The organism is Vibrio sp. McD22-P3 (assembly GCF_021568915.1).
Classification (GTDB): Bacteria; Pseudomonadota; Gammaproteobacteria; order Enterobacterales; family Vibrionaceae; genus Vibrio; species Vibrio mediterranei.
Genome location: NZ_JAKGTN010000004.1, coordinates 172803 through 185047, shown reverse-complemented (window position 1 = coordinate 185047; position 12245 = coordinate 172803). Strand labels below are relative to the sequence as shown.

Sequence of the window (12245 nt, the reverse complement as noted above, 5' to 3'; positions counted from 1 at the left end):
ATAGAGAGGGTAAGCAGATTGTTCTGTAATGATTTGAGACATTTATGATACAACGAAGGTACAGTTATGACAGAACGGCTAGTTTTTACCTAGTTTGATAGAAAGTGTCGTATTAATAGGATGGTGATATGAAAACAATAGGCTTATTAGGCGGAATGAGCTGGGAGTCTACAGCTAACTACTATAAGGCAATCAATGAAGGTGTTAAGCGAGAACTAGGTGGTTTTCACTCTGCTAAAGTCGCTTTATATAGTGTCGATTTTGCGGAAATAGAGAGCCTACAACGTCAGGGGGATTGGGACGCTGCGGCTAGATGCTTGAGTGAATCTGCCAAGTGTATCGAAGCGGCGGGTGCCGACTGTTTATTGATATGCACCAACACTATGCATAAAGTTTCGTCAGAAATTGAAAGTGTTATATCCATTCCTCTGTTGCATATTGCTGATGCCACAGCAGAACGTTTGACGTATGACGGGATTACAAAGGTAGGACTGTTGGGTACAGCATTCACTATGGAACAGAGCTTTTACAAAGGGCGTCTCGAACAGAAATACGATATTGAAGTAGTTGTGCCCAACCAAGAGCAACGAGCGCTGGTTCATGAAGTTATCTACAATGAGTTAGTAAAAGGGGAGGTGCGTGATATCTCGCGTCAAGGTTACTTAACGATCATTGAAGATCTAAGAAACAACGGGGCACAAGCGATTATTCTCGGATGTACCGAAATCGCGATGCTAGTAAAGCAAGAACACACAAATATTCCTTTATACGACACTACGCAGATTCACAGTGAAGCTGCTGTTGATTTTGCTTTAAACAAGTAGGCAGAAATATTAAGAGCACGACAGGACCTAATAAAAGTGAATGGCGTTCCATATATATAATGAGATTTTGATCGTGCTTTAAAATATTTGAGGAGAAAGTCACGAATTTTGCGACTATAAATAACATTCTTGTTGGCTGTTTATCATAGAGGCAATTGTGCTCTTTCCCAAAGTCGTGTTTGTTCTGGTTACGTTGATACTGTTTACGAACAGCGCTGTGGCCATTGAGCGCGGCCCCGATACTCTTATAATCTCGAATTCGAAAGCATGGAAACCATACTCTTATCTTGATGAAAACAATCAACCAGCAGGCATCCTCATCGATTACTGGCGTGCTTACGGGGTTGAAAACGGTGTTGAAGTACAGTTTAAGTTGGTTGATTGGCAATCGTCGCTAGACCTAGTCAAAACCAATCAAGCCGATGTTCATGCGGGGTTACTGTGGTCTAAAACGCGCGCTAATTACCTTGAGTATGGTAGTGAAATATTTGAAATCGACACCCAACTTTATTTTCATAGTAGTTTGCAGTCTTTTAATGTTAATTCGTTCTTGATGGGAGGACACAATTATAAGGTAGGCGTAGTTTCTGGAAGCTATGAAGTTGAGTTTTTACAGACCAACTACCCGAATGTTGAATTAACCTTGTTCGATAATAATTCCAAGTTATTGCAAGCGGCTTTTTCTCACCAGATACGTGCTTTTGTCGCTGATCTTCAGGTTGCGAATTACTATCTATATACGTCGTCAAACACAAGTGAATTTATCGGTGTCAAACATCTTTATTCCGGATCATTGTATTTTGCTGTGGCCAAGAACAAAGCAGCAATGCTTGATGTTTTGATCCCTAATTTCAGTAAAATCAGTGTTGATGAACGCCAGCGTATACTCAGCCGATGGATGCATATAGAGACTGTTTATCCAGAACATCTATTACCAATAATTGGTATTATGATCATACTCGGTGTGTTTATTTATATACTCTTGCTACGCTATACCGTAAATACTAGAACCAATGAACTGGCCAACGCTAATAGAGAATTAAAGGTGCTGTCTGAAACCGATGCATTAACCGGTTTAAGTAATCGCCGCTATTTTTTAGAAAAACTCGAGAAGTATCGACATACTGGTGGTTATCTTGCGATCATCGTTATCGATATTGATGATTTTAAGAAAATCAACGATACATTTGGCCATGTTCAAGGTGACAAAGTGATCAAGTCTGTTGCGAACTCTATACGGTCGCTACTCAAAAGTGATTGTGTCATCGCGCGTATTGGTGGCGAGGAATTTGCGTTGGTCTATGTATATCAAGGATTTGAATATTCTTATCAACTGTCACAAAATATCTGTCGCTCTATCAGAGAGTTAGACGTTAAGGATATCTGCTGCCAACCAGTTACAGTGAGTGTTGGCTGTGCGGTGTACGAAGATGCGTCGGAGTGTGAGACACTATATGAAGCCGATAGACTTATGTATGTTGCTAAAAAGCAGGGGAAAAACCGCGCTGTGGTAGAGCTAATATCCTCACAGGCTAAGAGAATGTCCACGATAGACAAGTGAAGACACCTCTTTTACGAATAGATGTCGAAGTAAATGAATCAAAAAACCAACCTCAATCTTCTCTATACCCTAGAAGTGTTGTTAGCTGAGAAGCACGTGAGTCGCGCGGCTGAAAGGCTTAACTTGACTCAATCCGCGGTAAGCCGTCAGCTTAGTCAATTGCGCGATATCTATCACGATCCTTTGTTGGTAAGAAACGGCAACCATTATGTTTTGACCCCGCGTGCTGAGCGATTAGGAGCGGAGCTTGAAGACTTATTCCAAAACATTACCAAGGTGTTAGGACAAGCGGACTTTGATCCACTACTGTTCGATCAAACGTTCACCTTTTCTTCTTCTGACTATGTGGCTCAATATATACTTCCGGAGCTCGTTGAACAGTTATCGTCTTTGGCTCCAACGATGCAGTTTGCGTACCGATTATGGGAACCAGACAACCTAGCTAAACTCAGTGAAATCGATGTTCAATTGGCATCCACTATGTTGCCAGAAGCACCTTTAGGTTTGAGTTCTCAGCAAATAGGGGAGGATATTCCAGTCATCGTGACTCGAAAGAACCACCCATTATCTGGTACTAAAACAATTACAGAGCAGGAATTGGGCGCGTATCCACACATTCGAATCTCGGGTGGTGGAGATAAGGATAGTTTCCTTGATAGAGAAATGAAGGCGCGGAGCTTAAAGCGAAGAATTCTAGTTTCAACGCCTTTTTTCTCTTCAGCCTTTGCGCTATTGCAACAAACAGACGCATTGTTGACCGTCCCACTCCATATCGCGGTGAATCTCAAAAAGACCCAAAAATTACATGTTATTGATATTCCGTTTACTGTACCTACTCATAAGTATTGGCTGATATGGCACCCTAAATATGACCATGAGCCCGCGCACATTTGGACTAGAGAGCATGTGTTGTCCATCATGCGCAGTTCGATGTATTCGGTTAGGTAACCTAGTAGGTGAAGAGTACTTATATGATGGTTATGATCTGATTTCATTGCGATGATGAGAAATGGTGATTTCAAATCATAATGTTGCGGTGATAAAGTGGCTCCAGTTATTTGAGGAGCTGTTATGACTTTTACTGTTTGGTTATCTTTAGTTGCAATCTGTCTTCTTGGGGCGATGTCCCCAGGCCCTAGTCTCGCTATTGTCGCAAAACACAGTTTAGCTGGGGGAAGGAATCATGGACTGGCAACAGCATGGGCACATGCATGCGGAATTGGAGTTTATGCACTGGTAACGGTTCTTGGTTTGTCGGTGTTGCTGCATCAATTCCCGATTGTTTTTAAAACAATATCATTGCTCGGCGCACTCTATCTTGCGTGGCTAGGATTCAATGCTATTCGTTCAAAAGGTGGAATTGTCGAGCGCCTTGAGTCGGGCAAACAGGTATCGGTAGCATCAGCGGCAAAGGAAGGGTTGTTCATCTCACTTTTGAGCCCGAAAATCGCATTATTCTTTACTGCACTATTTAGCCAGTTTGTAGCGATAGGAAGTGAAGTCTCAGATAAAGCCATTATTGTCGCGACACCTCTGATTATCGATGGCCTTTGGTACACACTCATTACCTTTATGTTGTCATCGCCAAGGTTGTTAGATTCATTGAAGTCGAAAGCGAAAATTATTGACCAGTTGTCGGGTGTTGTCTTAATACTCTTGGCTGTTCGCGTCGTTTATACTTTGTGATTCTAAGATTCGAGCCATACTAAGATAGTTGAATCAATAGCTTGAGAGATGCCATTTAACTTCTTACACTTAGGAAATAACGGACTATCTTGAGACTGTATTTTGAAATTAAAAAAGCTATTGATTCTCTGCTCCTTAGTGATTGGCCTTACTGGTTGTCTTCATAGTGCTTCAGAGGAACCTAGACCAAGTGTGTTTACATTGGAGAATGTTGACCGCTTAGTGAATGAAGACATTCTTCAGCCAGAGCAACTCGATCCTGATGAGAAAGACTATAAATACGTAGCTGGAGCTACTGACCTGAATAACGATGGCAATGATGAATTGCTTGTTCTTATGCAGGATCCTTATTTTTGTGGTTCTGGCGGTTGCACGGCCTACCTATTCTCTTCATCGGGTGACGTAATTACCAGAATGACGGTGACACGAAAGCCTATTCTCGTTTCAGACCGAACAACAAATGGTTGGAAAGACTTTTACGTTTGGAGTAATGGTTCACTGAGAACGATGAGCTTTGATGGACAAGCCTATCCGACAAATCCTTCTGTTGCTCCCGAGTACAGTCGAGAGCGTGAGAAACAAACAGCAGAGCAAACTCTTGAGGTTCAAGAGATTGTGGTTCAAGACGGCTATGGTATCGCTATGGTCGAGGAGCTTCCCATTTTCTACCCTGCTCATAGTTACCAATTTACTTTTAGACATTATGGTGACCCGGAAAACTTATACCTGTTTAAAATCAACATGGTGACGGGTGAGTCTGAGCTAGAAACGCTACCAATCCCAAAAGAGAAGGATAGCACTCAAAAGTAACCATTCTCACTAATGAGATAGGGTTTGCATCGCATTCATCGACACTATGTCCTAGTCTGATTATGTTAGTAAAAGCTAAAGGACTAGCAGATGCAACGACAAGTTCTGCCAAAAGAGGTCGTGATTAAACAAGTAGTACTATCTGCTCTTGTTATGATTGCGCCTGCTTTTGCGGAGCATAGTAGTAATACCGTTCACCTATACAATTGGGAAGCCTACCTCTCTCCAACGGTCAAAAATGACCTTAAATCAAAGCATAACGTTGCCATTGAAGAGTTCTTTTTTTCTGACGAAGCGGTGCGTGATGAACTGCTCCTTAGTGAGAGAGGGCGAACCATTGATTTGGTCGTCGTTGAAAGTGTGCGTTTACAGATGTTAGCGAAACAGGGAGCTATACAAAATATAAGCTCTATTCAAAATCAAATAGCCGATAGATTTGAAAAACGTTGGTTGGAGGCGTGTGGCGAATATGGCATCCCTTACTCATGGGGAACCAGTGGTATTTTGTACCGTAGTGACAAGATCCAAAATCCTGTGACATCTTGGGCATCATTGTTGATGCCTGACAAAGCTCTTCAAAATAAGATCTCCATGTACTATCACCCTATCGATCTTATTGGTGCAGCGATGCTGTTTCTTAAACATGACCCTTTTTCAGATGATGAGGAAAAGCTTCAACATGCCTACCAACTGCTGGAGCAGCAGCGACCTTTTTTAAGTTCTACGCAGTATATTTTAGAAGCGATCCAAGAGCCGAAAAAGCTTGATAATGTTTACATGGCATTTGGCTTTTCTGGTGATGACTATGTGTTAAACCAATTGAGCAATTCTGACGAAGTTCAGTGGAAATATGTGGTTCCTGAAGAAGGTACTGTGGTATGGCTTGAATGCCTTGCTGTTCCCGCAGGTAAACCTGTGAGCAAAGCAACGAGCGAAGCTATCGATTACTTATCTTCTCCTGAGGTCGCAGCTTTGAATGCCGAAGAATCTTGGTTTTCGTCGCCTAACCTCAACGTAACTCCCTACCTGAGTCAAGAGTACCTAAACGACCCCATCATCAATCCAGCACCTGATTTAATTGAGCGTAGTTATATCTATCGGCCAGTCAGCGATACTGGTCTGCGGTTAAGACAGCGGATAGTAGAAGATTTGAGGTGACGATGAAGTTATTGCAGAGGTTGCACCTGGCATTGATACCAACAATCGGCGTGATTACTCTCGGCGCAGGAGCTTTGCTCTATCAGTGGCAACTCGATGAATATAAGAAACTTGAACGTTCCAAGTGGATTGCAAATGTAGAAGCGGCTCTAAAAGCGACCAGATTTGAAATAAAAGGTATCGAGGCGTTAGGTTATGAGATATCAGGCAGTACGCAATTTTTGCGTCACATTCAAGACACAGGCGAGCTCAGTAGCCGAAACTTCCTTGAGTCACACATTAATTATGTACTAAGTCGAGATCATAGTCGGCAAGAGAGCAACACTGCAATCTATGTACTAGATGAAATGTTTACCATGACAGCCGCCTCTTCTAAGTCGAATCCATTTAGTGCTCGTTCTTTGCCTGACGACCTTTACCAGCATGTCTTTGACTCTCACGTTAAAGTTTCTCTTGGGGAACCTTTTGATCAGTCGGGAAATATCTATCAATCTTTAATAGGGGAGGTGAGATACAGCTCTACAGGAGCTTATGACCCTACATTACCTCCTGATGACAAATATGTGGTAACTAGATCAGATCGTAGTTTATTAATTGTTGATGGCAGTCTTTTAGAAATTAACGCTTTGTTTAGCAAAGCATCCCAGTATCCTTATATTAGCTTGGAGTTTAGCAAGGGTGCCTTAGTAGACAATAGTAGTTCCAACATTGTGGTTACAGAGTTGGGTAGCGGTTTTATCGATGGCAACGTTATACGTATTGCTGGGTCTGGGTTAGTCGTCGATTTGAATATACTTGACTCTCATTACGCGTCGATCAAAAAGGAACTTGTCATAGAAGTATTCGGGTATTTGGTTCTGGTAATGCTCGTACTATTGGTTGTAATTCATTTCAATATACGCCGTCGAATACTCTATCCAATTGATGCTTTGCTGTCAGAAATTCATAAAGGTGGCTTGGAACTGAGGTATTTCAAAAGAGCTAAAGGAACCGATGAAGTATCAGTGTTAAAAAACGCCTATATAGATAGTTTGAGTAAGGTGAAATTTGAAGCGGAGTTTGATGGTCTTACTCGTCTTGCTAATCGTAGGTCATTTATTCACTTTGTAGAGCAGCGTATTGCTAGTTATTCTACTAGAACGACTTATATTGTTGCATGGGACATCATAGACTTCAGGCGAATCAATGACCTGCATGGAGCAAAAATAGCAGACCAAGTGTTGAAGAATCTTGCAAGAGAAATAGAGGTGTTTGTTGGACATTATCAAGAAGATAGGGGAACAGCGACTAGTGATTATTCAGTTTGCCGCTATGGTAGTAACACATTCTGTGTACTTATAGATGCAAATGATGAAAACCAGGTGAAGTCACAAATTGTTAATAGTGAGAAGACGCTCAAGCGTGCGGGACTACTTGATGCTCTACCCATTAATTTAGACCTCGCAATGGCTATTTTCCCGTTGTGTCGTAAAGACCAAGCAAACTTATGGCAAAAAGGGCTAGAAGTGGCCTTGAATAAAGCTAAGCAAATCAAAAACCAACGCTCTCTAGTACTATTTGACGACCAACTTTTAGAGGATTTATCCCGTATTGATGATATAGAAAGAGTACTGCTGAAATGCACCCAAACGCATGGTTTTGAGCTACGTTACATGCCTCTTATAGACTCAAAAACAATGGAGATCGCCAGTCTTGAAGTGTTAGTCCGATGTCCAGTGCTACAAGCAAAAGGTATTGGACCAGATGAGTTTATCCCTGTGGCAGAAAAGGCGAATATCATAGGCCTTATTGATAGTTGGGTCATTGAAAACTCGCTGAAAGATTTACAGAAAATGGAAACGGATTGCGGCTATACCGGAAGTCTCTCGATTAACATTTCCGCATTGGAGCTCTACAATAATGAGTTTATTGAGCATATATGTAGCCTCTGTAGTCGTTACGGTGTCAAACATCATAAAGTTACTCTAGAAGTAACAGAGACCAGTTATGTCCGAAGTACACAGGATACGGTCGCTATTATTTCAGGACTTAGAGAGTTAGGCTTTAAAGTGTCACTGGATGACTTTGGAACAGGGTATGCTTCAATCAATCAATTGCTGCATTACCCTGTTGATGAACTGAAAATTGATAAGAGCTTCGTTGACCGAATTAGTGGCGAAGTGAATCAGGAGCGCATGCTTAACTCAATTATAGCGCTAGGTCACAACTGTCACGCTAAAGTAGTTGGGGAAGGCGTCGAAAATGCCAATCAATGCCGCTATCTGACTGAAATTGGCTGTGATTACTTACAAGGCTACTTCTTTAGTAAACCGCTTGGTTATTCCGAGTTCTGTGAATTCTATAAGATCGGCCGACATGAAACGCTTTCTACCAAGGTGACCAGCATCAAAGTAGCTGACCACAAATTTTGAACGTTAAGTGGATAGCGCTTTGCGTGATAGCTGCGTCAGTGTCTCGGTTAGGCTGCTTCGTTTAAGGTTAACCTCTTGCGATAGGGAAACATCGAGTACCAACTCCATATCACTCAATTCGATAGTTTTTGACAGCTCTTCTTTAATTCTCTGAACTAGCTTATCGGAAATTAATGAACCTTCTGCCTTGCCGAGAATAATGAATTGGGCACCACTATAGCGATAAAGCAGTAAATCATCGGTTAGAAAACCAGTCACCCTTTGCGCCGCGGTTTTGATGATGACATCGCCATAGTCAATGCCGTATTTTTGATTCACTTCAGCAACATTTTGCACTCTGATTGATAGCAAATTGTAGTGAGGTGCAGTGAGGTTTGCTTTAATGTCAGTTGTAAGAGCAACTCGATTCAACAAGCGTGTGAGTGGATCTCTTCGTTGAATGGTCTGCCGCATTTTGGTTTCAATCCAGAAAATCACCGAAATAACGATGAATAATACGATTAACGCCACTGTACTTACCTTCTGAAGTACTAATAAGCGTTCTATTAAAGTGCGACTTTTCTCGCTCAGAGGGCTCTCTATTTGGAATTTATTATTAATAAAATGAATGACTTCATTAAAGTTAAGTTTAATGCGTTGGTTGAGTGCAGTTTGAAGTTCCGGCTTTTCCTGTAGCAGTTTTAAGGATCGCTCAAGAGCTTTGAATTTGTCGAACTGAGCGATGAAGAAGTCATGATAGTTAGCCTGCTTTATGAAGTTAGCGGATTCTTTGCTGTTCAAGATAATGTCAAAACGACTCCAAGTGAGGTCATAAGAGAGCCAAATCTTCTCTGTATCGAGTGGTGTAATATGGGTTTGAGTGATGAAGTTTGAATATTCTTTGACGAGTTGCAGTATGAACCAGGTTGCCTCATTTTTGCGTTCAGATAGGTCCTCGTTAATATGGTTAATACGATCGATGGTAATCACGTTCACTGCCAAAACGCAGGAAGTGATAATGATCAGAATGAGCTTCGCCAGATTGATAGGAAACTGACGAATAGCGCGCGTATTTAACATCTCAGTAGCTGACTTCTTTTAATTGCCAGATCATCATAGCGTGATAGTCGGTTGTATTAATCTCTGGAAATTGAGAAATAGGAAATATCACCCAAAAAGGCCCTTTATCTCTGACAGACATTTTTCCCCCATTTTTACGATTGGCAACAATAGGGTTGTATGCTTGGATATCTTTAAGACTAATCGTGACTTTATAATCATTCAGTGCGACAAAGGTAACCATGTCAGGCACTTGCGCATTTGCCTGCGAAAAAAGCTCAATAAGCGAAACACCGGTAAAATGATTTTCTCCTTCTAACCAAGGTAATTCAGTCTTGATACTGGTTTGTGGCATATTCGCCAAATCTTCGTCTGTGTATGTTTTGAAAGTGACACCTTCGCTCTTGATGGTTAGATCAGAGGCGAAAGTTAGGGAAGAGAAGAGCGCACATAATACAATCGTACTCTTGAGCATAATGAAGTTCCTTTTCGTTGCCACATTCATAGTTTAGGAAGCGTGTTTGCGTAATCAACGTAGGAGGTGTTTCATATATGAGACAGGGACAAAATGAAATCGAGGAACTATTTGATAATAAAGCGAACCATTCTTGAAGCGTTTTGTTGAAAGTAGATAGATAACTAGAACAAAAAAGCCGAGCATTTATGCTCGGCTTAGTCGTCTAGGTTTTGGAACTTAGTTTTAAGCGAGAAGATCGTTAGCAGTAGTTACGACATTCTCAGTCGTAAAGCCAAACATCTTAAATAGCTCGCCTGCAGGTGCAGATTCACCGAATGTTGTCATACCGATGATCTTGCCACCAAAACCAACATACTTGTACCAGAAGTCAGCAATACCCGCTTCAATAGCGATTCTTGCTGTCACATCTGAAGGAAGTACAGACTCGCGATACGCTTCGTCTTGTTTATCAAATACGTCTGTTGCTGGCATTGAAACAACACGTACTTGCTTTCCTGCTTCAGTCAATTGTTGAGCGGCACTGACGGCTAACTCAACTTCAGACCCTGTTGCAATCAGGATTAACTCAGGCTTGCCTTCGCAATCTTTGAGCACGTAAGCTCCTTTTGCGATATCAGCAACTTGCTGAGTGCTACGTTCTTGTTGAGCTAGGTTTTGACGAGAGAAAATTAGTGACGTTGGACCGTCTTTACGCTCGATGGCGAATTTCCAAGCAACTGCTGACTCAACTTGGTCACATGGACGCCACGTACTCATGTTTGGTGTTAAGCGTAGTGATGCGATCTGTTCAACTGGTTGGTGTGTTGGGCCATCCTCACCCAGACCAATAGAATCGTGAGTATAAACTTGGATGTTTTGCACTTTCATCAGTGCCGCCATACGCATTGCGTTACGAGCGTATTCCATGAACATCAAGAACGTTGCCCCGTAAGGAACAAAGCCGCCATGTAGTGCGATACCGTTCATGATCGCAGTCATACCAAACTCACGCACACCATAGTGGATGTAATTCCCAGATGCGTCATCAGCTGTTAGCGACTTAGAACCTGACCACATGGTTAGGTTTGACGGTGCTAGGTCAGCAGAACCACCTAGGAATTCTGGTAGCATTGCACCAAAAGCTTCAAGTGCATTTTGTGATGCTTTACGTGATGCAATATTTGCTGGATTCGCTTGAAGGTCGGCGATAATTTGACTTGCTTTTTCTTCCCATTGAGCCGGAAGCTCACCGCTTACGCGACGTTTGAATTCTGCGGCTAGCTCTGGGTAAGCTGCTTCATACGCTGCAAGTTTTTCGTTCCACGCTGCTTCCTTAGCCGCGCCCGCTTCCTTCGCATCCCACTCTGCGTAGACTTCTGTCGGAATTTCAAAAGGACCGTACTCCCAACCTAGTTGCTTACGTGTTGCCGCGATCTCTTCTGCGCCTAGTGGTGCACCGTGGCAGTCATGAGAGCCAGATTTGTTTGGAGAGCCAAAACCGATGATGGTTTTAGTACAAATAAGAGTAGGGCGAGGGTCTGCTTTCGCTGCGATAATTGCCGCGTTGATCGCTTCTGAATCGTGACCGTCTACTGCTGGGATAACGTGCCAGCCATACGCTTCAAAACGTTTTGGAGTATCGTCAGAGAACCAACCTTCCACTTCACCATCAATAGATATGCCGTTGTCATCCCAGAAAGCGATTAGCTTACCAAGGCCTAGTGTACCCGCGAGAGAACACGCTTCATGAGAAATGCCTTCCATCAAGCAGCCATCACCCATAAACGCATAGGTAAAGTGGTCAACGATGTCATGACCTTCTTTGTTGAATTGTGCTGCAAGTGTCTTTTCAGCTAGCGCCATGCCCACAGCGTTAGTGATACCTTGGCCTAGAGGACCAGTGGTTGTCTCAATGCCTGGTGCATAGCCATACTCTGGGTGGCCTGGTGTTTTTGAGTGCAGTTGACGGAAGTTTTTAAGGTCGTCAATAGAAAGCTCGTAACCTGCGAGGTGAAGTAGAGAGTAAATTAGCATTGAACCGTGACCGTTAGACAGTACGAAACGGTCGCGGTCCGCCCACTCAGGGTTTGACGGGTTGTGGTTTAAGTGAGAGCGCCAAAGAACTTCAGCGATGTCAGCCATGCCCATAGGAGCACCTGGGTGGCCAGAGTTAGCTTGTTGAACGCCGTCCATGCTTAATGCACGGATAGCGTTTGCTAGGTTTTTACGATCCATAATAAACACCGAATAAATTTGATATTGGAGAGGGGAAATTAAAAGGGGAACGCAAACGTTCCCCT

At 42.6% G+C, this 12245-nt stretch carries 10 protein-coding genes; 7 read left to right on the top strand and 3 right to left on the bottom strand.

The genetic code is table 11. From position 1 onward, the window contains the following. The first annotated feature begins 128 nt into the window (after positions 1 to 128). The 7 genes from L2W36_RS06485 (at position 129) to L2W36_RS06455 (ending at position 8450) form a co-directional block, all read left to right on the top strand. A complete protein-coding gene (locus L2W36_RS06485) occupies positions 129 to 824 on the top strand; it encodes an aspartate/glutamate racemase family protein (RefSeq protein ID WP_198558758.1) in 696 nt (231 codons plus the stop codon). Between the two features lie 157 nt (positions 825 to 981). Next, the gene (locus L2W36_RS06480) at positions 982 to 2385 is read left to right on the top strand and encodes a sensor domain-containing diguanylate cyclase (protein WP_236109615.1); all 1404 of its coding nucleotides are present in this window, start codon (positions 982 to 984) and stop codon (positions 2383 to 2385) included. Positions 2386 to 2418: 33 nt separating this feature from the next. After that, the gene (locus tag L2W36_RS06475) at positions 2419 to 3333 is read left to right on the top strand and encodes a LysR family transcriptional regulator (RefSeq protein WP_124941893.1); all 915 of its coding nucleotides are present in this window, start codon (positions 2419 to 2421) and stop codon (positions 3331 to 3333) included. 123 nt (positions 3334 to 3456) lie between these two features. Continuing rightward, positions 3457 to 4071, top strand: a complete 615-nt coding sequence (locus L2W36_RS06470; RefSeq protein WP_006070556.1) for a LysE family translocator — start codon at positions 3457 to 3459, stop codon at positions 4069 to 4071. Positions 4072 to 4173: 102 nt separating this feature from the next. Then, the gene (locus L2W36_RS06465) at positions 4174 to 4881 is read left to right on the top strand and encodes a hypothetical protein (protein ID WP_038222075.1); all 708 of its coding nucleotides are present in this window, start codon (positions 4174 to 4176) and stop codon (positions 4879 to 4881) included. Positions 4882 to 4971: 90 nt separating this feature from the next. Then, on the top strand, positions 4972 to 6039 hold the full coding sequence (locus tag L2W36_RS06460) for an ABC transporter substrate-binding protein (RefSeq protein ID WP_236109614.1): 1068 nt from the start codon (positions 4972 to 4974) through the stop codon (positions 6037 to 6039). 2 nt (positions 6040 to 6041) lie between these two features. Continuing rightward, a complete protein-coding gene (locus tag L2W36_RS06455) occupies positions 6042 to 8450 on the top strand; it encodes a bifunctional diguanylate cyclase/phosphodiesterase (RefSeq protein ID WP_236109613.1) in 2409 nt (802 codons plus the stop codon). A 3-nt stretch (positions 8451 to 8453) separates the two neighbouring features. Here L2W36_RS06455 and L2W36_RS06450 read toward each other — a convergent pair whose 3' ends face one another. The 3 genes from L2W36_RS06450 to tkt form a co-directional block, all read right to left on the bottom strand. Next, the gene (locus tag L2W36_RS06450; protein WP_124941896.1) at positions 8454 to 9509 is read right to left on the bottom strand and encodes a GGDEF domain-containing protein; all 1056 of its coding nucleotides are present in this window, start codon (positions 9507 to 9509) and stop codon (positions 8454 to 8456) included. Between the two features lies 1 nt (position 9510). Then, complete coding sequence (locus tag L2W36_RS06445) at positions 9511 to 9963, bottom strand: hypothetical protein (protein WP_006070551.1); 453 nt, start codon at positions 9961 to 9963, stop codon at positions 9511 to 9513. A gap of 225 nt (positions 9964 to 10188) precedes the next feature. Further along, positions 10189 to 12180 carry a transketolase gene (tkt, locus tag L2W36_RS06440; protein WP_236109612.1) on the bottom strand — a complete coding sequence of 664 codons (1992 nt, stop codon included), beginning with the start codon at positions 12178 to 12180 and terminating at the stop codon, positions 10189 to 10191. Positions 12181 to 12245 lie beyond the last annotated feature (65 nt).